The sequence below is a fragment of the Allostigmatella hybrida genome (assembly GCF_020103775.1).
Classification (GTDB): Bacteria; Myxococcota; Myxococcia; order Myxococcales; family Myxococcaceae; genus Hyalangium; species Hyalangium aurantiaca.
Genome location: NZ_JAHXBH010000014.1, coordinates 147,381 through 169,196 on the forward strand (window position 1 = coordinate 147,381; position 21,816 = coordinate 169,196).

Below are 21,816 nucleotides of genomic sequence, written 5' to 3' on the forward strand. Positions count from 1 at the left end.
GGATAGTCCGGGCGCGGCCAGTGGACGGATGGAACGGGACCCGGCCGTGAACGAAAGTGTCAGGCCCATGCTGAGCAAGAGGAGGCGCTCCGCGGACGCTCAGTCCGGTCAGGCAATGGTGGAGGCGGCGCTGACGCTTCCGCTGACGGTCTTCCTCGTGCTGGGCACGCTCCAGTTCTTCCTGCTGCTGCAAGCGCGGCTGCTCACGGAGTACGCGGCGTTCCGCGCGGTGCGCACCGGCAGCGTCAAGCATGGGGACTGCGAGGCGATGACCCACGCAGCCATCGCGGCGCTGCTGCCCGCCTTCAGCCGGACCGATTCGCCGCAGGCGCTCGGAGAAACTTTCTACGCCCACCGGGACAACCTGTACCAGCCCGGGCGGGACTCGGGGCACAGCGGGGCCATCGTGTGGATTTCGCGGGAGCGTCCCCTGCGTGCGGAGCTGCGCGAGGACGAGGAGGAGTCCTTCGATGACCCCGCCCGCTACACGCGCACGGCGGACGTGGTGCGACTGGAGGCCCGCCTCGTCTTCTGGTACCCGATGCGCATCCCCTTCGCCAACTGGGTCCTGGGCCGGATGATCCTCGCCCACATGACTACGTTCGGCTACGGCGGCCACGCCAATCCGCTCATGCCCACCCAGGTGGCCAGCTGGACCCGCCAGACGGCCTTCTCCCTGGAGGAAGCCCTGAGCGCTGAGATGATCCGGCGCGCCGAGCTCAAGGAATACGTCTTTCCCCTTCAGGCCAACTACGCCATGCGGATGATGACCCCGCCCCGCCCCCAGCACTTCCAGACCCAGAACTGCGCGCCCGCGCCAGGGGGGGGCTCATGAGCCGCTCGGTCCGCTCGCGAGGCCAGGCGCTGGTGCTCCTGTGCCTGACGATGCTGCTCGTCACGCTGATGGTCTTCCTCACGATTTCCTTCTCGACGCGCGTGCGCGAGAAAATGGAGGCCCAGAGCGTGGCGGACCTGGCCGCCTACAGCGGCGCGGTGGCCACCGCGCGCACCTTCAACAGCATCTCCCTCATGCGCCGGGCGCAGACGGCCCACCTGGTGGCCGCCTCCGGGACGATGAGCCTCATCAGCTGGACGAGCATGATGCGCGCGAACCTCAACGTCGCCCGCAGCGCGCTCCAGCCCTGTCCGGCCGCCGTCAACGCCCTGCGCACGCTGAACGAGCAGTCCCTGGAGATGGAGCAGAAGTGGCACGAGATGGACGCGCGGGCCGGGGTGCAGGTCTACAACATCTATGTGCTGGGCGGCCACCTGGGCAGCATGCAGGGCATGATGTTCGAGCAGTTGAAGGAGTCGGTCTCCGGCGGGCCGAAGTCCTTCTCCAAGCAGCTGACGGCGCTGGCCTCGAAGGGCAGCCGCTTTCCGAGCGAGCTGCACGCGGGCCCCACCCCCGTTTCCGTGGGCGAGCTGGTGTACGCCACGACGGGCGGCTCGGGCCACGCCATCGACATGGCCATGGCCACCCGGGGCCATGAGTTCATCACCCGCCGCCAGGGCATGCCGGCCTTCAATGGCACGCAGGGCATCCTGGGCGCGCTGGCTGCCGCGGGCGGCACCCTGCGCGTCATCCGCGGGGGCGGCAGCGCCTACTGGGGCACTGAGCGCAACCACGGAGGCCGGGCCGACAAGCCCTACTTCACCTGGGCGGAGGACCATGCGGTGGTGGAGGTGACGTTCCCGGGCTGTGCCCCGCTGCGCACGAATGCCTGGGCGTACGTGAAGGCCACGGATTTCGAGGACGAGACCGACGAGCACGCGTGGAGCTCCCCCCTGCCGGCCGGGATTGGCCGGTCGGACCCGGGCATGGAGAAGCAGTACCGGCACACGCTGCTGTCGTGCTGGCCGCGCACCTACTGCCCGAGCACCTTCATCGGGGGCATGACGTTCAACACGAGCGACCAGGAGGACGGCAACGTCTGGGCGCAGCCGAAAATCTTCGCGCTCGTCCAGCGGGACTACAAGGTCCGGGGGCTGCGCAGCGATCCCTGGAACCTGCGGTTCAACTTCCAGTTCTCCGAGGAGGGCGGCAGCACGTTCGACAGCCACGGCCTGACGACGGCGGATGGCACGGACATCAGCGTGCAGTCGGCGCTGGCCACGGGGCTGGCCTACTACCACCGGCGCGGGCACTGGAACGAGCCGCCCAACCTCTGGAACCCCTTCTGGCGAGCCACCCTCGTGGCCGCGGACATCGACACGGGCGGCCAGCTGCTCCGGGGCGGCACGGACGTGCCGGACACGGTGGGGGCCCCCGGCGCCTCGGCCTTCGAGCAGCTCATCCGGGCGGGCTACAAGGGGGTGCACTGATGCGGGCGCGCCGGAGAGAACCCCGGGGCCAGTCCCTGGTGGAGCTGACGTTGGGGCTCATCGTCTTCATCACCGTGGTGATGTTCGGCATCCACTTCGCCGAGGTGGGCTACCTGTCGCTCAAGGTGCACGAGGCGGCGGTCTCCCCGCTGTGGGACAGCACGGCGTTCCGGGTGCACCGGATGCAGCACCAGCAGGACAACATCGGGGACTTCAGCACCTTCCCCGCCATCGCGCCGCGGGTGATGGCGGACGCGAACCTGCGCTACCAGGACTTCGATGGGCGCAGCTCCACGGCGAGGGACCGGGACCAGCTCTCCCAGGTGTTCACCCGCATCGACAGCCTGCAGGTGCGGTGCGAGCGGGACGACGAGGTGGCGTTTGATCTGCCCCGCAGCCGGATGCCGGCCATGAAGGAGCCCCGGGCCGGCGACTGGGGGTACTACCCGCCGGGCCAGGACGTGGGGCAGCCGACGGACAGCGTGCTCGATGAAGTCTACGAGAACGTGGGGGGCGTGAGCTGCATGGCGGAGGCCCACGTCGAGGGGCTGCCCACCTTGCCCACCTCCTTCCTGGAGGGCACGCGGGGCTTCTTCCAGGCGCCGCACTCGGTGCGGCTGGACATGAAGACGTGCGCGGCGGGCCGGGCCGTGGATGGCGAGTGCAAGGGGCGCTACGGGATTCTGCTGGGCGACTTCGGCTTCTCCGACCGGGACACGAGTGGACACTGCCCCCTTCAGCCCGAGCAGCCGGACGTGCCCTGCGGCGACAACCGGGCGTACTACTACGCGGCCCGGAAGGTGTTCGACCAGGGGGGCCGCGCGGCGGGCAATGCCGGCTCCGAGTTCGCCGAGTTCTTCGTGGGCTACAGCCCCATCGACGAGAACGGCTTCTTCATGAGCTACCGCGGCGAGGAGGACGGCTACATCGAGCGGGACACGCCGCGCGGAGAGTCCCAGGATGAACGGGACCGGCCCCGCAACACGGGTGGTATCGACCACAAGCCCGAGGCGGTCCGCCGGGCCTCCAACAAGTGCTTCCTGGGACTGTCCAAATGCTGAGCTGTCTGCTCGTGCTCGGGGGGCTGCTGGCCGCGCCGCCCGCAGGAGAGCCCTTTCAGTGGCAGGTGCCCGGGCAGGTGTCGAAGTTGGAGGTGCCGGGGGGCATGAACGTGGGAGGCGTTCCCATCCGCCTTCAGGTCTACAGCTCCAAGGAGAGCGTGGACCGGCTCATCCAGTACTTCGCCACGGCGTTCGACGAGTCCGGCTTCTACATCGAGCGCCAGCAGAAGCAGCTGGCCGCCGAGCCCCACCTCACCGCGCTGAACACGCGCACGCTGACGGCCTACACGGTCATCCTCGAAAAGGAGGCCAACGGCCTCACGACGGTGGTGCTGGGGGAGTCCCGGATGGGGGAGTTCAAGCCCCTGCCGGCCTCGGAGCTGCTGCCCGTGTACCCGGGGGCGCAGAACGTGCTCCAGAGCGACATGGAAGGGGCGAAGACGCTCGCCTTCCGCGTGGCGGCGAAGCAGGAGCAGGTGAGCGCCTGGTACCGGGAGCGGCTCGTGCGCGCCGGATATAAGGAGGAGGAGCCGCTCGTCTTCCGCCGGCAGGAGCAGGAGGTCCGGATGTCCGCCTCATCGCGCGAGGGGGCACTCGACGTCGTCCTCTTCCTCAAGACCGCGGGAGAGCGTCCACTGCTTGAGCCCGCGGCCGTGAGCCACAGCACGCCCTGAGGGTGGCGCTACTTCGGCTCCGGTGCATCGAGCACCGTTGCGGCCCAGGTGGGAACGGGGGGAAACCGCTCGAGGCTTCGGCCTCGCTCAAGGCGTCCGAGCAGACGGTACGGGTGCCGGGCATCACTGTTGTCGTAGAGGCGCGTTTCATCCACGAACCTCGCGGCCTGCGCCAAATTCTCAATCGTACGAGGAAAGCGGCTGAAGAGCTTTTCATCGGGCACATCATGACCACCCGAGGCGACCCGGCTGATGACACGCGCCTGCGACAGCTCAGGTGATTCCAGCCCGATGAACAGAAGGACGACGCGGTAGCCGTCCGCCATGGCTCCGCGCAAGAACGCGAGCTTGTCGCCAGCGGGATCCGAGAACACGGTCTCCATGCAGAAGCTCATGCCCATCTTGACGAGCTCACGCCGCTCGGCATCCGCGGCTTGGGCGGCGGCGTACGAAGCACTGGCCGGGTCCTCGGGCGCAATCGCCCGCGCGAGGACGTCGGCGTTAACGAAGCGCAAGCCTGTGGCCCGGAGTCTTCGCTCGAAGAAAGTGGACTTGCCCGCCCCGTTGGGCCCCGCGAGGACGACGAGCTGGGGCTGGGCACTCAAGGTGTATCCGGGCTCTCAGGGACGAACACCCGCCCTACGAACTTCCCTCGTGTCCGGGTGCCGTCGGGATTCTCCCTCACGATGCCGCCAGGACGCTCGGGATCGGCACTGTAGAGGGGCTGGCCCGAGGTCTCGAGATGGGTCCTCATTTCGGATTGCCCTTCCGCGGACTCCGCGTAGGCAAGGGCATCCGGCAGCGAGAGCAGCGCCTTGCCACGGCGCTTGAGTTCCCTGACCTGGCCATGGCCGAGCACTGCTTCCACGGCCATCCCCAGTCGCACCCAGTGCTCGATCTGGCTCGTCAGGGAGCGGTCACTGGTCTCTGCTTCCTCACGGGCCCAGCGCACGATTTCGTCACTGATACGCAGCGGTAGTCCCATGCTCCAACCTCCCGAGCTGGAAAAGTAACCCCATGCTCTGACGGTGTAGCAATATGCTACCGGTTCATTTCATTAACAACTTCCTTTGATTTCAGGAGCTTGGAGGAGGGCAGGCAGCCTTTCGCTCAGGACACGACGGGGAGCGCCTGGATGTCCATCTCGATTTCGATGCGCTCCCCGACGAGCCAGCCGCCGTTGTCGAGCACCTTGTTCCAGCGGATGCCGTAGTCCGAGCGATTGACCGAGGTCCGCGCCGTGTAGAGCAGGCGCTGACGGCCCCAGGGGTCCTTCGACGTGGCGGTGTGGCGCGCCTCGAAGATGACCGGCTGGGTGATGTTGCGGATGGTCAGCGTCCCATGCAGCCGGAACCCCGAGCCTCCCGTGGGCTCCGTCCGGACGCTGCGGAAGGTAATCTTGGGCGAGTTGTCGGCATCGAGGAAGTCGGCCGAGCGCAGGTGCGCGTCCCGCTCCGGGCTGCCCGTGTAGATGCTGGCCGCATCCGCGCTCACCTCGACCTCACCCTGGGTGGGCTGCTCTGGGTTTACCCGCAGGGTGCCCGTGAGCCGCTCGAACCGGCCGTGCACCCGCGCCACCACCATGTGCCGGGCGGTGAAGAGGATGGACGAGTGCGCAGGATCGACGCTCCACGTGGCGTGCTGGGTGGGAAGTTGCGTCGAGGAGGCCCGGCCAAGAGAAGGATGGATCATGGTCGCTGTCGGGTAAGGGTGCGGAAGTCCCGGCACACAGTAGGAACGTGCTCCCCAGGCGGAAGTGCTCGGGGCACATAACGCCCGGGTCACTGTGCAGTAGTGAGCAGGGGGCCAAAGCGGAAAAGAAAGGCACTCCCGGGAATAAGGACGGGGCGCGGCGTACCGCTCGTGGACACACACCACGGAGCCTCACATGGGAATGCCGAAGAACGTCGTGATGGGACTGGGCCTGGGCACCTTGCTGCTCGCGGGGACGGGCGCGCTGGCGGGCTCGAAGATCGTGCGCAACGTCTACGTCTCCTCCTCCTCGGCGGGCGGGTCCGCCTATGGCTCGCTGGGCAATGCCCGCACCAGCGCGGACACGGTCCAGTACATTGGGTGCACCACCAGCAGTGGCAGCGCGGGGGACATGGCGATGACCTGCTTCGCGAAGACCAGCGGTGGCATCACGGGCACCTGCACGTCGAGGGTGCCAGCGCTGGTGGCGGCCGCGCAGTCGGTGACGGCGGACGCGTACGTCGAATTCCGGTGGGATGGCACCGGGGCGTGCCTCCAGCTGACCGTCTCCCACGCCTCCCACTATCAGCCCACCGTGCCGTAGCTCAGCGCTCCCCGGGCAGGAGCTGCCGCGCTCGCAAGGCCTGAAGCGCGGCGGCGACGGACTCCCGCGCGGGCGCACGGGAGTGGAGCAGGGTCAGCGTGAACACCTCCGGCGCCTCCAACTCGCTCTGGGCGAACGAGGAGAGCGCCCGGGACGCACCGCACTCGATGAAGACGGTGAGCCCCTCCTGGGCCAGCGTGTGAAGGGCCGTGGAGAAGCGGACCCGGTGAATCAGATGTTGGGCCAGGTGTCCGGTCAGGGGCTCCTCGGGGCCATAGTAGCGGCCGAGGATGGGGGAGAAGACAGGGGCCCTCAGTGGCCGGGAGGCAAAGCGCCGCAGCCGTGCGCCAAAGTCCTCCGCGATGGGCTCCATCACCCCGGGACAGTGGAAGGGGTAGAGCGAGTTCATCCGCTTGAACGCGATGCGCAGGGGGCCACACAGGCGCTGGATCTGGGCCATGGCCTCCTCCTCGCCCGACAGGGCCGTCTGCCCAGAGTGGTTCTCCGCCGCGATGGCGAGCCGTGGGGAGCCAATCTGGTTGACCAGCTGCTCCGCCTGCGCCACGCCGGTTCCCAGCGCGGCCATGAAGCCGCTGTGGGCGCCGAGTTGCTGGAGCGCCGCGACGCGCTCGCAGAGGATCTCCGTGCCCTCCTCCACGGTGAAGCCCCCCGCGCAGACCATGGCCGTCAGCTCCCCGAAGCTGTGCCCCACGAAGACCCGGGGCACCAGGCCCTCGGACTCCAGGAGCCGGTACACCACCAGGGACGAGCCGTAGATGGCCAGCTGGTACAGCCCCTGTGCCTGGAGCGTGTGCGCCTCGCTCTCGGGAGGAGGCGGCGAGGCGAGATAGTCCGAGAGGGTGCTCCCCAGGTGCACGCGCGCGATGGGGTCCATGGCGGCGAGCACCGCCTGGGCCGCCGGGTGGCTGCCGGCGAGCCCGGCTAGGGCGCCAGGGAAATACCCTCCCTGGCCAGGGAAGAGGACTGCGATGGGGGCCTGGATCATGGAGAAGCCGCCGGTGAGGAAGACACCGGCGGTTATCTCATGTTTCCCGGCACCCTTACGGCTGGTGCTTGAGCCACTCCACCACGCCGGGGCCTTCGCGCTCGCGCAGCGCCACGTCCTGGCTGAGCCGCTCCAGGGTCTGCTTCATGGCCTGCTGGGCCTCACCCACCGGGTGGGCCTGGAGCAGCGCCTGGACTTCCTCCAGCTGGGACCGGGTGCGCAGGGTGCCCAGCGCCTCCACCACCCGCCGCAGCAGCATGGGCGCGCCGCCCGTGCGGGCCACCACGTCCTTCCACCGCTTCTGGACCTCCGCCCACCAGGCCTCCCGGCCGGTCCGGTTCACCATCAGCCCGCTCAGGTACGTCGTCACGTCCTGCATCTTCACCGCGTCCGTGAAGAACAGCTCCTGGCCCCGCTTGGCCAGCGCCGGATCCTCGAAGGAGGTCAGCGCCGACAGGTAGCGGCGCTGGGTGGCCGGATCCGGCTCCGCCTTCATCTTCGAGAGCAGCGTGTCGAACAGGGCCGCGTCGCCCCGCCGTGCCACCATGGCCACCGCGCTGTCCAGCAGGTTGGGCTCCAGCGCCCGCGTGTCCCCGCCGAGCGCCCGCGTCACCCGGGCCCGCGCCTCGCCCAGCGCGTCCTGGCCGCGCGCCAGCACGCCCACCGCGCGCACGAGCGCCGCGCGCCGCAGCCGGATGCGGTCCGTCTCGTCCGCCTTGGGCTCCCAGCCCAGCTTCGCCAACCCCGGAGAGAACAGCCGCTCCACCCAGCGGCGGAAGCGCTCCTGGTCCTCGCCCTCCACCAGCCGCGCCTCGATGTAGCCCAGCCGCCCCACCAGCTCGTCCAGGACGGCATCGTCTTCCTCGTGGCCGAAGCGGGCCGCCAGGTTGAGGAAGTCCTCCACCTTGGCGAGCCCCGCGCGCACCAGCGCCCACTGGTCCGCGAGCACGCCGATGCGCTCCGAGGGCGCCAGCGCCCCCAGGTGGGAGGCCAGCTTCTGCAGCGCCGCCGCGTCGTACGCCACGCGGTAGAAGCCCGTGGAGCCCGCGTTGGCGCTCAGCCAGCGGATCTCCCCGCTGCCCTCCAGCGTCACCGGCGTGCGCTCCTCGCGCAGCAGCACGCGCTGCTCGCGCACCCCGTTGCCATCCTCGAAGCGCAGCACCACCGGCACCGGCCAGCGCTCGCCGCTGGAGACGCCCGGCTCCGAGTAGAAGCGGCGCTGGGTGAGCGTCACCTGGTGGCCCGCCTGGCTCACGGACACCAGCGGGTAGCCGCTCTGGCCAATCCACGCGTTGGCCAGCTCCACCACCGGCTGGGAGGAGGCCGCGGCGAGCGCCTGCCACAGGTCATCGGCCACCGCGTTGCCGCGCGCGTGCGTGCGCATGTACTGGCGGATGCCCTCGCGGAACGCCTCCTCGCCGAGGAAGCCTTCGATCATCCGCAGCACCGCGCCGCCCTTCTCGTAGGTGATGAGATCGAAGCTCTCGCCCGCCTCGCTCGCGTTGCGCACCTCGCCGCGGATGGGGTGCGTGGACTTGAGCGCGTCCAGGTGCAGCGCCGCCGCCTTGCCCGTGTCGAAGTCCAGCCACACGCGCCAGTCCGGCTTCCAGCCGTCGACAATCTTGTAGGCCATCCACGTGGCGAACGCCTCGTTGAGCCACAGGTCGTCCCACCACACCATCGTCACCCAGTTGCCGAACCACTGGTGCGCCAGCTCGTGCGCCACCACCTCCGCCACCCGCTTCTGCACCGACAGCGGCGCGGTGGCGGGGTCCAACAGCAGCGCCACCTCGCGGAAGGTGATGAGGCCGGCGTTCTCCATGGCGCCCGCCTCGAAGTCCGGAATGCCCACCTGGTCCACCTTGCCGTAGGCATAGGGCAGCCCGAAGTACTCCTGGAGCCGGGGCAGCGAGGCCAGCGCGGCCTCCTGGCCGAAGCGCGTCAGGTGCGCCTTCTCCGGCAGGGCCCAGGTGCGCACCGGCACCCCGTCCACCCGCTCCTCGGGCGTGCCCACCAGGGGGCCCACCACCAGCGCGATGAGGTAGGAGCTGAGGACGTCGGTCTCCTGGAACGTCACGTGCCGCAGTCCCCCTTCGGTCTTGTCCGAGGTGACGGCGCCGTTGGAGAGCACCGTCAGCCCGGGCTGGGCCGGCACGCGCACGCTCAGGGCCCAGCGCGCCTTGAAGGCGGGCTCGTCGAAGCAGGGGAAGAGGCGGCGGGCATCCGCGGTCTCGAACTGGGTGGCGGCCACCTTGCCGGACAGGTACAGGCCGCGCAGCCCCTCGGTGAAGGGGCCCGTCCAGTCCACCGCCAGCGAGGCCTCGCCCGCGGGCAGGGGAGAGGCGAAGCGCAGCACCACCGTCTCGCTCTCGGCCACGGGCTCGATGGCGGTGGGCGTGTGCTGGGTGCCCCCGGCGCGCAGGCTCACCTGGGTGAGCTTCAGCGCGATGGCGTGGAGGATGATTTCGTTCGTGGGCGCCGCCACCGTCAGCTCGATGGTTTGCGAGCCGGTGAAGGTGCGCGCCTCCAGGTCGAGTGACACCGTGGCGCTGTAGCGGCGGGGGAGGACGGTCCGCGGCAGCCGGAAGTTCTTGTCTGCGGTCAGGTGAGCCATAGGGCCGGGCACTCTAATGTCGGCGCAAGCCGTTGGCCGTACGGGATGTGCGGGGTGTCAGGCGGTGGGCGGAAAGGGGAGCGCTACAGCCCGCCCACCTTGAGGCCGCCGCCCACGCCCGGGAAGGGCTTGGTCACCGTGGCGCTGAAGACGATGCCGTGAGCCGCCGCGCGTTGCCCGGCTGGGACCCTGGTGAATGGCGCGGTGGTTCCAGCCGTGGAACCCGCTGCGGGCGGGCGAGCAGAAATTTTTATTTTGTCAGAAACTGAACAGCGCAATGAGACGCCGGGGACATGGCCATGGCGGGAGCCTTGAGGAGGGTGATTGCCTTCGGGCGGAAGTCACGGCCCGGAGTTCCGCGAGCTTTCCTCGTGCGCTGCTGGGCCTCAGGAGAATCCTCATGATGGGTTCCAGGTCCACCACCGCCTGGATGGTGGGTGCTTTGCTGTGCGCGGGAGCGGTCCAGGCGCAGGGCACCGCGCCGGCCTCGCCGCCAAAGCTGCCCCCCGGAGTCTCTCCCGCGCTGTGGAAGCTCTCCGTGCCCCCGGGCGCGGAGCCCACGCCGGAGAGAGTGGCCCTCGGCGAGAAGCTCTTCCTTGATCCGAGGCTGTCGGCCGACAACACCGTGTCGTGCTCCACCTGCCATGAGCCCGCCATGGGCTTCGTGGACGGCAAGGCGCTGTCCACGGGCATCAAGGGCCAGAAAGTGACGCGCAACAGCCCCACGGTGCTCAACGCCATGTTCAACGCCTCCCAGTTCTGGGACGGGCGCGCGGGCACGCTGGAGGATCAGGCCAAGCTGCCCATCCTCAACCCGCGCGAGATGGGCATGCCCTCGCCGGAGGCCGTGGTGGCCAAGGTGCAGGCCATCCCGGAGTACGCCACCGCGTTCAAGTCCGTCTTCGGGCGGGACGTGAACTACGACGACCTGGCCTCGGCCATCGCCGCCTTCGAGCGCACGCAGTTCTCGGGCAGCGCCCGCTTCGATGCCTTCATCCACGGGGATGCGAAGGCGCTCAACGCCTCGGAGAAGCGCGGCTGGGCGCTCTTCAACGGCAAGGCGCGCTGCAACTCCTGCCACGCGGCGAACATCGTCTCGCCGCTGTTCTCGGACCAGAAGTTCCACAACATCGGCATCGCCGCGCACAAGCAGGACTTCGTGCAGCTGGCGCGCAAGGCGGTGGACGTGGTGCGGCTGGGGGACGAGAAGCAGATCGACGAGCTGGCGCTGCAGACGGAGTTCTCCGAGCTGGGCCGCTTCCTGGTGACGAAGAAGGAGAACGACATCGGCACCTTCAAGACGCCCACGCTGCGCAACGTGGGCATCACCGGCCCCTACATGCACGACGGCTCGCTGACGACGCTGTGGGACGTGATGGACCACTACAACAAGGGCGGCGTGGCCAACCCCTACCTGGACGGGGGGATGCAGCGGCTGGGGCTCACCGAGCCGGAGATCGACGACCTGGTGGCCTTCCTCTTCACCCTCACGGACACGCGCTACACGAAGTTCAACGGGCAGGAGCTGGCCCGGCAGCAGAAGCGGAAGAACACCCGCCCGGAGCGGGACACGGCGGTGGCGATGGGCAAGAAGGGCAACCTGGGAGACCTCGCCCCCAATCCGGACCTGGCGGTGAAGAACCCGGCGGCGATGGGTGTGTACGGCGCGGAGACCTCGGTCCCTGGCGCGGCGAAGTAGGGAGAACGCAAAGCCATGACCAACAAGTTCAAGAGCGTCGAGACGAAGTATTACGAGGAGCGCCAGGAGCTGTTCGATGGGCTCAAGCGCCTGGACCGCCGCGCCTTCATGCGCGTGGCGGGGGTCTCCGCCGGCATCGTCGCCGGCATGGGGCTGGTGACGCCGGCCAGCTTCCAGCTCATCCAGGTGGCCGAGGGGCAGGAGAACCCGGAGAAGCCCAAGTTCACCTTCGCGTACATCTCCGACACGCACCTGTACGAGCAGAAGCTCAACGACCGGTTCGTGCGCTCCATCCTCAAGGCGGTGGATGACGTGAACGCGCTCAACCCGCAGCCGGACTTCGTGCTGTTCGGCGGGGACCTGGCGCAGCTGGGCCAGGCCAGCGAGCTGAAGCTGGGGGCGCAGATCCTCAAGAGCGTGAAGGCGCCCGTGCGGATGATGGTGGGCGAGCACGACTGGTTCCTCGACATGGGCGAGCAGTGGCGCGAGCTGTTCGGCGAGCCCACCTACTCGTTCGACCACAAGGGCGTGCACTTCGTGGTGCTCAACTCCATCTACGAGAAGGACTTCTGGACGGAGCGCGGCCTGTCGAACATGGAGCGCATGAAGATCGTCGCCGGCCTGGACAACGGGATTCAGTCCCGCTTCGAGGTGGGCGCCGAGCAGCGCGCGTGGCTGCAGAAGGACCTGGCCAAGGTGGACAAGAAGACGCCCGTCATCGTCTTCAGCCACTCGCCGCTCTACAAGTACTACCGGCCCTGGAACTTCTGGACGGATGACGCGGACGAGGTGCAAGCGCTGCTCAAGCCCTTCGAGAAGGTGACGGTCATCCACGGCCACACGCACCAGCTTCTCACCAACCGCATCCAGAACATCCACTTCCACGGCATGCTGTCCACCGCGTGGCCGTGGCCGTATGCCCCCGAAGGCCTGCCCTCGTTCACCACGCAGATGAACCGCGCGGATCCGTTCAGCGCCTTCGACGGGTGCGGAGACGGGCGCATGGACGTGCTCGAGGCGGGCCTCGTCAACAAGCTCTACAACCTCTGGGAGCGCAACCCCATCTCCGTGCGCGCGAGCTACCTCGCGTCCAACGGGAAGAAGGATGCGCCCCCCCGTCCCAAGCTGCCCACCTACTGAGCGAGAACACCGGAATGAACTTTCAGAACAAGCTCCTGGCAGGACTCGTCGCGGCCAGCTCCCTGGCGGGCGGCGCGGCGCTCGCCACCGGCTCCGGACTCAAGGCCGAGCCGCTTCCCCAGCACAAGGTGCCCGTCTCCCCGGACGGCAACCTCGTCGTCGGCCTGTGTGACGGCGTGACGTCCATGGAAGTCGTGGGCGTGAAGGATGGCGGGTCGATGACGCGCGACCAGGCCCAGGCGGTGTCCACCGCGCTGATGGCCGAGTGGCGCCGCAAGAACCCGGACGCGAACTGGGACGATGTGCCGCTGCCGTCGCGGGCCGTGGCCCAGACGGCCAAGCCGCCGCCCAGCCCCGATCCGAAGGGGCCGCGCAGCCCGCCCGCGGTGGATGGCACGCCGCAGAAGCCCTCGGCGGGGGGCTCGGTGAAGAGTGGCGGACAGAACGCGGCGGCGGGGGCCTCGGAGGTGGCGGCGAAGAAGGACGCCCACCTCCAGACGGGCCACACCTACGGCGCGTTCAGCGAGCGCGACGAGAAGATCTGGGCGGACTCGACGCAGGCGTTCGTGGAGGAGGGCAACCGCGTGTTCCACGACGCGGCGGCGCTGGGCGGCACCATCGCGGTGTCGTGCGACATGTGCCACCCGGACGCGGCCAACACGCACCCGGAGACGTACCCGAAGTACCAGGTGCAACTGGGCCGCGTGGCGATGCTGCGCGACATGATCAACTGGTGCATCCAGAATCCGGTGCGCGGCAAGCCGCTGGCCGATGACGACCCGAAGATGAAGGCCATGGAGGCCTACATCTACGCCCGCCGCAAGGGCGTGCCGCTGGAGTTTGGCAAGCACTGACCGCTGCTTTCAAGGCGCTGCCCTCTGAGAACGGGGGCGGCGCTTGCATTTCGGGACCCTGACCGTCTGCCGGAGTGGCGGCTCCCAACCCCAGATGCGCTGGAGTCCACCGGTGACGAGCCGCCGAGGCAGCCGCCTCATCAGCCCATCCCGAAGCCACACGGCAGCCGGGTTCTCCCAGTGCCCCATGGCGCCAAAGGCCCACGATTGCCACTGCAACAGCGCGGTGCGCGGTTTGCGCCACGCTTCGTAGGCACGCAGTCCCGAGGGGATGTCCTCCGCCTCCTGGAGCGCCAGGGCGAGCATGAAGGCGTCCTCGATGGCGGAGTTGGCCCCTTGTCCCAGGTTAGGGGCCATCGGATGCGCTGCATCCCCGAGCAGGGTGACGCGCCCCTCGCCCCACCTCGTGAGGGGACGCCGGTCATAGGTATCCGCGCGGAGGATGTCTGCCGCGTCCGTGACGGCGATCAGCTCCGGGATGGGCGCGTGGGCTGTCTGGAACACCTCCGCCAAGTAGGCCTTGTCGCCTCCAGGCACGGGCTGGCCCGCGGGCCCCTCGACCGCGGCCCACCAGAACACGCGGTCCCCGGCGATGTAGCTCATGCCGAAGCGACCCCCTCGCCCCTGGGTCTCGCGGAGCATTCCCTTGGGAATCCCCGGATGGGAAAACGGGGGCGTGATGCCGCGCCAGACCGGATAACCCACGTAGCGCGGGGGTTTGTCCCCGTGGAGCTGAGCCCGGACGCGTGACCTGAGCCCATCGGCGCCCACGAGCAGCGCGCCCCGGGCCTCGCGGCCTCCCTCGAAATGCGCCACCACCTGGGCGCCGTCCTGCTCGAACCCTCGGAGCCGCGCTCCCACGTGCAGCCCTTCCGGCCCGAAGGCCTCGCGGAGCGCCGAGTGCAGCGCCGCCCGGTGGATGACCACGGAGGGCGCTCCTTGCCGCTGCGCCAGCTCCAGCACCGGGAACTTCACGAGCACCTCCCCCTGCCACGTACACCCCTCGGCATCGGTAACGGCCTCTCCCCGCTGGGGCAACCCGGTGAGCCCCAGCTCGAACAGCAGGCGCATCGCGTTGGTGGTGATGGCCAACCCCGCGCCCACCTCTCCCATCGCGGGCGCCTGCTCGTACACCTCTACCGCCCAGCCTGCCTGCCGAAGGGCGATGGCCGCCGCCAGCCCTCCGATGCCGCCGCCCACCACCAAGGCCTTCGCATCCTCCGCGCGCATGCATTCCTCCCGGGCACTCCTTGAACGTCAATGCCCTGAACACGTTCTAATTCGAACGTGTTCGAAAATCCAGGCAAGGGGGGCCTTTGGCGCTCTCGGCTGGATGCGGCGCTTAAGCCCGGCTTCTACGTCGCGAGCTTCCTGGCTTGGCGGGGTGCAGGCCGCGCATCTGGAGCTCCAGGCTCAGGCGCAGGCGCTCGAGGAACTCAGCGGTGTTCCCCAGCCCTCCGAACCAGCCCAGCAGGTGGAGCAGGTAGAGCCCGAAGAGGTTGGTTGCCGCGGCCAGGGGCTCCACCTCCTGGCCCACTTCGCCCCGCTCCCGCGCGCGCTCGACCAGGCCCGCGAGCCGCGTCAGCACCTGCCGGCTGCGCTCCCGCCGGGTCTCCCCTCCCTCGGTGGGCAGGAGCGTCTCGCGCAGGAAGGTCTTCGACAGCTCTGGATCCTTCGCGTAGCTGTCCACCATGGCGCCGAAGACGTGCAGCAGCCCCTCCACCAGCCCCACGTCCTCGGGAAGCGAGGCATAGGCCGCGTCTTCCACCGCGCTCCACTGCTCGTGGAAGATCAGGTCCAACAGCTCGTGCTTGTTGGGCACGTACGAGTAGAGCGTCCCCAGGCCGATGCCAGCGCGCTCGGCGATCTGGCGGATGGTGGTGGCCTCGAAGCCCTGGCGGGCAAACAACTGCCGCGCGGCCTTCTTGGCTGCCTCCAACTTCTGACGCTTGTTGCGCTCGCGCAGCCCCTCCGCCATGGGCCTCCTCTTCGCCGTCACCTGGGCAGGTGCCACTCTATGGCGGGGCGCGGTGCCGCGCGCGAGAGACTTGCTCACTCAGGCCGCGCGCGCTGCTCCGTTCTTCGGAAAGCGCACGTGGAGCGCGCTGGACCCGCCACCGGGAGTCGTGCGCACGGCGGCGGGTTCGATACCCGCCGCCTCGTCTCTTTTATTCTGTGATGACGGATGGCTGGACGCTGGCTCTATCCGTGTTGCGCGTATGTCGTACGCTAGAACAGTGGGCCGTGATGGACATGGGCTGCCGTGCTGCAGGTGCGGCTACCCTCGAAGGGTGACGCTCCGTCCAATCCAGGTGTCCACGAGCCCCCGTGATTGACGAGCCTGACATGGCTCCCCTGTAATCGCTGGGTGTGCTCCCGGCGCGCGGGGGCCATGGTCAGGAGGCTCCAGATGCCGCGCTGGGCGGTGGTGCTGCTGTTCGTGTTCCTCTCAGGGTGCAGCGCCTCCACGAGGACCGTCGTCCGCTTGGACACAGGCCAGGGCGAGCTCGTCGTCCGCACTCCGCGCCGCGATGTGGAGCCGGTCGCGGTGAGCGAAAAGGAGTTCAAGAAGGCCGTCGCCCAACACGCCCCCTCTGTGCTTCCAGTGGAGCATCCCCTGGAGCACGTCCGGCAGGTGTTCGGACTGCCCGAGCGAAGCGGCTGGTACCGGTACGAGGCCCGAAGCCAGCGCCTCAAGGCCTCCGAGCCGGGGAGCACGCGCAACCTTCGCTTGTTGCCCGAGGACGAGGAACTGAAGGGCCGCTACCTGCTGTGGTGCGAGCACACGTGGGGAGGCGGAGATTGCCTGCGTCTGCTGGTGGACAAGCCCTTCCTGAATGGGGACGACAAGTACGCGCTGGCCATGGCGATCGCTCACAGCAAGGTACTGGGAGCCATGAAGGAGGAACTCGCCCGGCTGGTGAGCCCCCAGGCTGTGGTTGCCACAGTCGTTGGTGGCCTGACCCTGTACGCCATCTTGCTCGCGCTCCCCGAGCCGGTGAGCAAAGGCATCGCCGCGCTGCTGACACTCGGGGCGGTGGCCTACCTGGGCTGGGATACGGTGGGGCGCCTCATGGATGGGTGGCTGGTACTGATGAAGGAAGTGGATCAGGCCACCACCTTCGATGGCATCTACGCCTCCGGTAAGAAGTTCGGCGACACGATGGGGGAGAAGGCCGCCCGAGCCCTCGTGATGCTGGGCACGGTGGCCCTGGGGAACACGGCTTCGGGCATGGCGGCGACGCTGCCGAGGTTACCGGGAGCCGGGCAGGCCGCGGGGGTAGCCGAGGCGCAGTTGGGCATCCGCTGGACGGCCCCAGCTTTGGCTCAGGTAGAGTCGGTTGCCATCACTTCCGAGGGAGTCACCCTCGTGCTGGTCCCCAATGCGGTAGCCATGGCGGCGCGCGACAGCTCAGGCGGCAAGGTTGGCGCGCAGGCTGCGCCGCCCTCCGGTGGCCCAGGGGAATGGGTTCAGGCGGACGAGTTCATGTCCGAGAGCGCCCGGACCTATCAAGCCCAGAGGACAGGGGCGCCCAAGGGCTACGCTTACCGCGTGAAGATGGGCGACGAAGAGGTGGACTTTGATGGGTTCGACCAAGGGGTTCTCCTTGAGGTCAAAGCCACCGGTTACGCGAAATGGGTCGACAAGAAGCTGAACTTGCTTGAGATCTTCGAGGGCCGTCACAAGCTCCTTGATCAGGCGAGGCGCCAGCTCAAAGCCGCCAATGGAACGCCCATCCGGTGGATCGTCGCCGAGGAGAAGTTCGCAGCTGCACTCAGGAAGATGTTCAAGGCCAACTTTCTCGGCGATATCGAGGTCGTTCATATTCACCCGGCCCCGTGAGGAGCAGCCTCCGATGACAGAGACGTATTACGCTGGCTCTTGCTGGCTCGACCGGCCCGAATCCGCCGAGGCTTGCGCCCGACGTGCGGAGCGGTTCTTCCACCTCCTGGGGCGCTGCGACCCAGCGTGGACCCGCTGGTATGAGCCGGCAGCTTCCTTCAAGGAAGCACGCGAACGCCTGTTCGCCACAGACGCGGAGAATTTCCAGAAGCTGTTCGCACAAAAGGAGCATCGGATAGGCGATGGCTTCTCCTTTCACCTGTGGACAGGAGACAGCCGGGAGGAGACATCAGGCGTTGATGGCAACTGCGGTCATTCCTCTCTTCACCTTCCGTCCACTTGCGTACTCCGGCCTTATGATGAGGGCCCTCTTGGAGAGCGGGTGCTGACCGCACCCGTCATGGCCGGGGTGCTGCGCGCCATGGCCCTGGCCTGGGATCCAGAGTGGGGAGTGGCCACATCCGAGGCGCACCGGGACAGCGTGACGGAGAAAGCGAAGCCGGGCACCTTCGTAGGCTGGGGGATGTACTTCTCGCGGCTGCGAGGCAAGGTGCCCCCACTGCCCGCCCCTGTGCGCATCGAGCCGGTGGAGGACAAGGGCACTCTCGTCATCCTCACCCCCGAGCGGTTCACCGCCTCCAACCCGGAGCATGTCGCGCTGGCCGCTCGCGTCCACGAATTGCTGGACCGGGCCGGGTTGCTGCAGCCATTGCAGCCCTGGCCGGCAGGGTGACGGCATACCGCAGGTTGCTCCATCGCACGATATCTACTCCGTGGGCTGGAGGATTCGAAACCCGCCGCCTCCACGCCGGTCATCGCGCAGGACTCTGTAGACTTCAGAGCCATGCTCACAAGCCCTGCTCGCTGGATGGCGCTCATAGGTGTGCTCCTGGCGGCCTGCGCCACCACGAATGTCTCTCTGCCTGAGAAGGAACCCCAGGAAGTCTCCTGGGAAGAAGGCTGCCAGGACGACACCACCCTTGAGCTGGTCTGCGCCGAAGACACCTGTGCCTTCTTCCACTGCAGGGACTTGACTGATGACAGGAAAGCCACCCCTGGCAACATCGAGCCGGCTCGATGGCCGGGGCTCAGGCCTCCTGGCGGGTGGCGCAGAGGGGGACGGCTACCTCGGCCAGGCGCCGAGCCCGTCTTCCGAATCCGCTGGCACAACCACCCCGCTCCGACCCTGCCCAGTCAGCGCCCGCTCCCGCGCGACCGCCTCGTGAAGCACCACATCTTCCCGCAGGCCCCGGACCTCGCCGCATGGTTCCAGCAGCAGGGCCTCAACATCCACCAGTACACGCTCTTGATTCCTCGTGAAGTGCATATTCGGCTCCATAACGGAGGCCAACGCGGAGGCCGGTGGAATGAGGAATGGCGTCACTTCACGAGGGGCCGCCTGCGAGCCACACCCGAGGAGATCTGGCAGCACGCCATCAAGTTGATCGTGAGGTACGATCTGACAGGAGCCTCGATGGTGCCCTACTGATGAGGTACCCTGAGCGCAAATCGGATGCGATTCTACGAGTTGAGGGAGAACCGGGCGTCGGGCGACACAGGGGACATCAGTGCCGCATCCAAGTGGTTCCTCCCCGGAGCGAAGTGTCCTGGGTGCGGTGCTACATGGGCCAACGCGGCGGTGGCCTATCCCTGCGTCGACCTATCACGGCATCCCCAGCAGGCAGCGTTCGTGGTGCCGAGAGCTGAGCCTCTTCATGAGTTCGAACGGCTGCGTGAGCTGATCCGTCCCTGGGCTCCCGAAGGAGCGCCTCTTCCTCCCGGAACGCGGTTCGGTCCCCTTGTCGGGAAGGCGTGGGGGCGCTTCGGCTCCTTCTTCTTCCAGAATCCCTGGACGCTGCTGGTGCGACGCGAGGCCATGGAGACGCTGCAACAGGCCGGCCTTCGGGGGTTGGCGGGGCGTCAGCCTCAGCTGAGCTTCCGTCAGAAGAAAGAGCTGCCAGACCTGATCGAGCTCCAGCTCATGCCCTACGGACTGTTGCACGCTGACTGCCTGCGCCAACCCCCTGCGCCTTGTCCTCGGTGCGTGCGTGAGGGCTTCGAACTCCCAGAGCAGCTCATCCTCAAGGCCGCCTCGCTGCCGCCCCATACGGATGTGTTTCGCCTGGCCGATTTCGAAAGCGTCCTGGTCGGCAATGAGCACTTCAAGGAGGCCGTTCAGCGTCTGGGGATGGATGGAATCCTCTTCCATGAACTACCGCTGCGCTGAGCGCGTACCGCATTGCGGCGGGTTCGATTCCCGCCGCCTCCACCTCCACCAGATAAGGAACTTCAGGCTTCAACGAACCGCGTTCCGGTGAGGCCTACGGACTCGATGGCTTGCTTGATGTCCTCGGAGATGATGAGCGCCACGCGCCAACCCCAGGGACGGAAGATGCGGGCATCCCCCACCTTCGTTGGGTCGATGCGCAGGCCATGGACGGCGCGATACTCACCGAGTTTGTCCGGCCGGTTGTCCTCCGGTTTCCAGTACTGCACCTCCCCGCTGCGAGCGTCGTCAATGCAGCGCAGGATGTGCAGTGCGTTGAGAATGTACCAGGGCCCAGGATGCTCCTCGGTCTGGGCGGGGATGAACTGCACTCCGTCCACGTGGAGGCGCTCAAAGAGTCTGGCGAAGCGCTCATGAACCACTGGAATGCTCAAGGCCGCCCAGCTGAAGTCGAGCGGAGTACCAGGAACATCGAGCGGAAACCGTGGCACGCATCCCACCTCCAGAATCGTGCCATCCTTGAACTGCCAGGGATCGATCTCGTGCTTTCGCTCGTCCAAGGGGCTTCCCAGAAGCCATCGGCCCGGAAGGCGCATGTCGTCTAGCAGCTGATAGTACCGGGGCATGCTTTGAGATTCTCCGCGATGCTTCATGATTTTGTCAGGAGCCGGTGGAGGAAAGACCCAGAGGTACACACCTCGTTTCGGATTCTCTGAAGCTCTTCGGCCAGGCGAATCTTGCATTGAGCGCTCGATTGACACCGGCCCATGGCTGCTTCGAGTCGCTGGTAGACCTCGAAGTGGTACTCCTCCGGGTGGGGCCCCTGATGGCCCGCCAGATAGACACGATTGGCCGGATCATCCAGGCTCATTCCTGCCTTCTTGAAGAGCTGTTGGAACCGTGGAGTCCAAGGGCCACCTCTCAGCGGTGAAGCGTCGTTCTTGTCCGTGGCCAGGTGGTGCCACTGGTAGCCCTCCTGCTTTCGAGAGCCATCGGCGCAAGTGCTGCTCAGGGCAGAGCCCGCCGTGCCCAGGACCGCGCCCGCGAGGACGATGGTGCCATCCGCGACGACTTGAGCCGTGGACGCAGACTGGATGGAGAGCCCCCCGGCCAGGGCGTAACGAGGCGAGCCCAGCAGTCCTCCCAAGCCTCCCGGAGGAACGTTGGGCAGCCCCCTGGCCACACCGAAGCTGGCAACCGCGGCGAGCACACGCAGGGCTGTTCCACCGAGCGCTCGGCCAAAGTGTTCGGCGGCCGCATCCAGTTCCTTGATCGTCCTGGCAGACTGAGCCTCTCGATACAGTTGCAGGCAGGCCAGTGCTACGTGGCGCAGCTCCACCAGTCCCACGATGAGGGCCAGGCGCGCGGTGAGCGTGGCGGCAAAAGCCTTCGAGAAGAGGGGCTCGGGTAATGCCCACGCGGAGAAGTACACCAGCACCGAGAGCGTGACGCTGGCCAGGAAGATGGGTGAGCGGACCATCTGCTGAGCCGCATCACGGATACCTGGACCCATGTAGCGAGGCGACAGCCTGAGTGCCATGAACAGGGGACTGTGCTGAAGGGAGCCAGGCAGAGGCAGCCGGGGGCTCCATAGTGCTTGAGGAATTCGGCGCGCAGTCTTGCCTCCCAGGGAGCAGGCGTACCGGTGGACGAGGCGCTGGCAGAGATCACCTGAAACTGCGCGGCCTCCGAGAATGACCCTGCGAAGGCGTCGAGCACGGCCTGAGCCTCTTCCGCGCTCATCACCTCTGCGAAGAGCGGCGGTGAGAGGGGCTCGAAGTCGAGTTGAAGTTGCTCCTTGGACAACCAGCGATGGCGGACCATTGCCGGCCGCACGGCCCCCTCGTCACTCTTGGACAGGGCATCCTGACTGGTCGCGCACGAGGATAGGAGGGCCAGAGGCAGAGCGAGCAGCAGTCGCAAGAGGCCGGATATGCTCTTCATGAGCGCCATCATGCCCCGAGGCCGGGCAGAATCGAACAGGTGGGGGGCTGGCTCAGCCTCCACGAACACTGCCTTGATGACGAACGCCGCGTTGGCCTGGGACTCCTCATGTGTGGTGGCGGGTTCGATTGC

At 67.7% G+C, this 21,816-nt stretch carries 19 protein-coding genes, 1 tRNA gene and 2 pseudogenes; 13 read left to right on the top strand and 9 right to left on the bottom strand.

From position 1 onward, the window contains the following. Positions 1–67 precede the first annotated feature (67 nt). Genes KY661_RS21630 through KY661_RS21645 form a run of 4 tightly spaced genes read left to right on the top strand, consistent with a single transcriptional unit; the run spans position 68 to position 4,060 of the window. Complete coding sequence (locus tag KY661_RS21630; RefSeq protein WP_225412018.1) at positions 68–835, top strand: TadE/TadG family type IV pilus assembly protein; 768 nt, start codon at positions 68–70, stop codon at positions 833–835. After that, positions 832–2,325, top strand: coding sequence for a pilus assembly protein TadG-related protein (locus KY661_RS21635; protein ID WP_225412019.1), 1,494 nt, complete (start codon positions 832–834; stop codon positions 2,323–2,325). Before KY661_RS21630 ends, KY661_RS21635 begins: the two co-directional genes overlap by 4 nt. Next, positions 2,325–3,386, top strand: coding sequence for a pilus assembly protein (locus KY661_RS21640; RefSeq protein WP_225412020.1), 1,062 nt, complete (start codon positions 2,325–2,327; stop codon positions 3,384–3,386). Before KY661_RS21635 ends, KY661_RS21640 begins: the two co-directional genes overlap by 1 nt. Continuing rightward, positions 3,380–4,060 (top strand): hypothetical protein, encoded by a 681-nt coding sequence (locus KY661_RS21645; protein WP_225412021.1) that lies wholly within the window; start codon positions 3,380–3,382, stop codon positions 4,058–4,060. The genes KY661_RS21640 and KY661_RS21645 overlap by 7 nt, the downstream gene beginning before the upstream one ends. 8 nt (positions 4,061–4,068) lie before the next feature. On the opposite strand, the gene KY661_RS21650 is transcribed toward KY661_RS21645, so the two are convergent. The 3 genes from KY661_RS21650 to KY661_RS21660 all read right to left on the bottom strand — a co-directional run bounded on the left by KY661_RS21650 (position 4,069) and on the right by KY661_RS21660 (position 5,752). After that, positions 4,069–4,665, bottom strand: a complete 597-nt coding sequence (locus tag KY661_RS21650; RefSeq protein ID WP_225412022.1) for a zeta toxin family protein — start codon at positions 4,663–4,665, stop codon at positions 4,069–4,071. Next, on the bottom strand, positions 4,662–5,045 hold the full coding sequence (locus KY661_RS21655; protein WP_225412023.1) for a ParD-like family protein: 384 nt from the start codon (positions 5,043–5,045) through the stop codon (positions 4,662–4,664). The genes KY661_RS21650 and KY661_RS21655 overlap by 4 nt, the downstream gene beginning before the upstream one ends. A gap of 125 nt (positions 5,046–5,170) precedes the next feature. Further along, positions 5,171–5,752 carry a YceI family protein gene (locus KY661_RS21660; RefSeq protein ID WP_225412024.1) on the bottom strand — a complete coding sequence of 194 codons (582 nt, stop codon included), beginning with the start codon at positions 5,750–5,752 and terminating at the stop codon, positions 5,171–5,173. A gap of 196 nt (positions 5,753–5,948) precedes the next feature. Between KY661_RS21660 and KY661_RS21665 the strand changes: the two genes are divergently transcribed. Continuing rightward, on the top strand, positions 5,949–6,356 hold the full coding sequence (locus KY661_RS21665; RefSeq protein ID WP_225412025.1) for a hypothetical protein: 408 nt from the start codon (positions 5,949–5,951) through the stop codon (positions 6,354–6,356). Between the two features lies 1 nt (position 6,357). Here KY661_RS21665 and KY661_RS21670 read toward each other — a convergent pair whose 3' ends face one another. Together KY661_RS21670 and KY661_RS21675 are read right to left on the bottom strand one after the other, a co-directional pair. After that, on the bottom strand, positions 6,358–7,362 hold the full coding sequence (locus KY661_RS21670; protein ID WP_225412026.1) for an ACP S-malonyltransferase: 1,005 nt from the start codon (positions 7,360–7,362) through the stop codon (positions 6,358–6,360). A 55-nt stretch (positions 7,363–7,417) separates the two neighbouring features. Next, positions 7,418–9,976, bottom strand: a complete 2,559-nt coding sequence (locus KY661_RS21675; RefSeq protein ID WP_225412027.1) for a M1 family metallopeptidase — start codon at positions 9,974–9,976, stop codon at positions 7,418–7,420. A gap of 400 nt (positions 9,977–10,376) precedes the next feature. On the opposite strand from KY661_RS21675, the gene KY661_RS21680 reads away from it, so the two are divergent. Genes KY661_RS21680 through KY661_RS21690 form a run of 3 tightly spaced genes read left to right on the top strand, consistent with a single transcriptional unit; the run spans position 10,377 to position 13,669 of the window. Then, positions 10,377–11,675, top strand: a complete 1,299-nt coding sequence (locus tag KY661_RS21680; protein ID WP_225412028.1) for a cytochrome-c peroxidase — start codon at positions 10,377–10,379, stop codon at positions 11,673–11,675. Between the two features lie 15 nt (positions 11,676–11,690). After that, positions 11,691–12,815 (top strand): metallophosphoesterase family protein, encoded by a 1,125-nt coding sequence (locus KY661_RS21685; protein WP_225412029.1) that lies wholly within the window; start codon positions 11,691–11,693, stop codon positions 12,813–12,815. A 14-nt stretch (positions 12,816–12,829) separates the two neighbouring features. After that, a complete protein-coding gene (locus KY661_RS21690; protein WP_177241366.1) occupies positions 12,830–13,669 on the top strand; it encodes a c-type cytochrome in 840 nt (279 codons plus the stop codon). A gap of 9 nt (positions 13,670–13,678) precedes the next feature. On the opposite strand, the gene KY661_RS21695 is transcribed toward KY661_RS21690, so the two are convergent. Continuing rightward, positions 13,679–14,899, bottom strand: coding sequence for an FAD-dependent monooxygenase (locus KY661_RS21695; RefSeq protein WP_225412030.1), 1,221 nt, complete (start codon positions 14,897–14,899; stop codon positions 13,679–13,681). A 112-nt stretch (positions 14,900–15,011) separates the two neighbouring features. Further along, a complete protein-coding gene (locus KY661_RS21700; RefSeq protein ID WP_225412031.1) occupies positions 15,012–15,647 on the bottom strand; it encodes a TetR/AcrR family transcriptional regulator in 636 nt (211 codons plus the stop codon). Between the two features lie 432 nt (positions 15,648–16,079). Here KY661_RS21700 and sitA5 point away from each other — a divergent pair, with 432 nt between their 5' ends. The 5 genes and pseudogenes from sitA5 (at position 16,080) to KY661_RS21725 (ending at position 19,782) form a co-directional block, all read left to right on the top strand. Then, positions 16,080–17,513 (top strand): SitA5 family polymorphic toxin, encoded by a 1,434-nt coding sequence (sitA5, locus tag KY661_RS21705; RefSeq protein WP_225412032.1) that lies wholly within the window; start codon positions 16,080–16,082, stop codon positions 17,511–17,513. Between the two features lie 13 nt (positions 17,514–17,526). Then, entirely contained in the window at positions 17,527–18,246 is a 720-nt protein-coding gene (locus tag KY661_RS37750) for an immunity 52 family protein (RefSeq protein ID WP_398577221.1), read from the top strand. Between the two features lie 111 nt (positions 18,247–18,357). Continuing rightward, positions 18,358–19,002: a SitA6 family polymorphic toxin lipoprotein gene (gene sitA6, locus KY661_RS37755; protein WP_450097577.1), complete on the top strand. Its 645-nt coding sequence runs from the start codon at positions 18,358–18,360 to the stop codon at positions 19,000–19,002. A gap of 24 nt (positions 19,003–19,026) precedes the next feature. Beyond that, positions 19,027–19,677: pseudogene (gene sitI6, locus KY661_RS37760) on the top strand (SitI6 family double-CXXCG motif immunity protein); the annotation flags it as partial. A gap of 2 nt (positions 19,678–19,679) precedes the next feature. Continuing rightward, positions 19,680–19,782 (top strand) — tRNA-Arg (locus KY661_RS21725). Between the two features lie 20 nt (positions 19,783–19,802). Here the strand turns inward: KY661_RS21725 and KY661_RS21730 are convergent. Beyond that, positions 19,803–20,483 (bottom strand): imm11 family protein, encoded by a 681-nt coding sequence (locus KY661_RS21730; protein WP_398577222.1) that lies wholly within the window; start codon positions 20,481–20,483, stop codon positions 19,803–19,805. Then, positions 20,390–21,684 (bottom strand): annotated as a pseudogene (locus KY661_RS37900) (AHH domain-containing protein). The gene KY661_RS21730 and the pseudogene KY661_RS37900 overlap by 94 nt, the downstream one beginning before the upstream one ends. Positions 21,685–21,816 lie beyond the last annotated feature (132 nt).

Bases quoted from the DNA above. Each gene is read 5' to 3' on its own strand.
- KY661_RS21630 (WP_225412018.1), top strand. From the start codon at position 68: ATGCTGAGCAAGAGGAGGCGCTCCGCGGACGCTCAGTCCGGTCAGGCA.
- KY661_RS21635 (WP_225412019.1), top strand. From the start codon at position 832: ATGAGCCGCTCGGTCCGCTCGCGAGGCCAGGCGCTGGTGCTCCTGTGC.
- KY661_RS21640 (WP_225412020.1), top strand. From the start codon at position 2,325: ATGCGGGCGCGCCGGAGAGAACCCCGGGGCCAGTCCCTGGTGGAGCTG.
- KY661_RS21645 (WP_225412021.1), top strand. From the start codon at position 3,380: ATGCTGAGCTGTCTGCTCGTGCTCGGGGGGCTGCTGGCCGCGCCGCCC.
- KY661_RS21655 (WP_225412023.1), bottom strand. From the start codon at position 5,045: ATGGGACTACCGCTGCGTATCAGTGACGAAATCGTGCGCTGGGCCCGT.
- KY661_RS21660 (WP_225412024.1), bottom strand. From the start codon at position 5,752: ATGATCCATCCTTCTCTTGGCCGGGCCTCCTCGACGCAACTTCCCACC.
- KY661_RS21665 (WP_225412025.1), top strand. From the start codon at position 5,949: ATGGGAATGCCGAAGAACGTCGTGATGGGACTGGGCCTGGGCACCTTG.
- KY661_RS21670 (WP_225412026.1), bottom strand. From the start codon at position 7,362: ATGATCCAGGCCCCCATCGCAGTCCTCTTCCCTGGCCAGGGAGGGTAT.
- KY661_RS21675 (WP_225412027.1), bottom strand. From the start codon at position 9,976: ATGGCTCACCTGACCGCAGACAAGAACTTCCGGCTGCCGCGGACCGTC.
- KY661_RS21680 (WP_225412028.1), top strand. From the start codon at position 10,377: ATGATGGGTTCCAGGTCCACCACCGCCTGGATGGTGGGTGCTTTGCTG.
- KY661_RS21685 (WP_225412029.1), top strand. From the start codon at position 11,691: ATGACCAACAAGTTCAAGAGCGTCGAGACGAAGTATTACGAGGAGCGC.
- KY661_RS21690 (WP_177241366.1), top strand. From the start codon at position 12,830: ATGAACTTTCAGAACAAGCTCCTGGCAGGACTCGTCGCGGCCAGCTCC.
- KY661_RS21695 (WP_225412030.1), bottom strand. From the start codon at position 14,899: ATGCGCGCGGAGGATGCGAAGGCCTTGGTGGTGGGCGGCGGCATCGGA.
- KY661_RS21700 (WP_225412031.1), bottom strand. From the start codon at position 15,647: ATGGCGGAGGGGCTGCGCGAGCGCAACAAGCGTCAGAAGTTGGAGGCA.
- sitA5 (WP_225412032.1), top strand. From the start codon at position 16,080: ATGCCGCGCTGGGCGGTGGTGCTGCTGTTCGTGTTCCTCTCAGGGTGC.
- KY661_RS37750 (WP_398577221.1), top strand. From the start codon at position 17,527: ATGACAGAGACGTATTACGCTGGCTCTTGCTGGCTCGACCGGCCCGAA.
- sitA6 (WP_450097577.1), top strand. From the start codon at position 18,358: ATGCTCACAAGCCCTGCTCGCTGGATGGCGCTCATAGGTGTGCTCCTG.
- KY661_RS21730 (WP_398577222.1), bottom strand. From the start codon at position 20,483: ATGCAAGATTCGCCTGGCCGAAGAGCTTCAGAGAATCCGAAACGAGGT.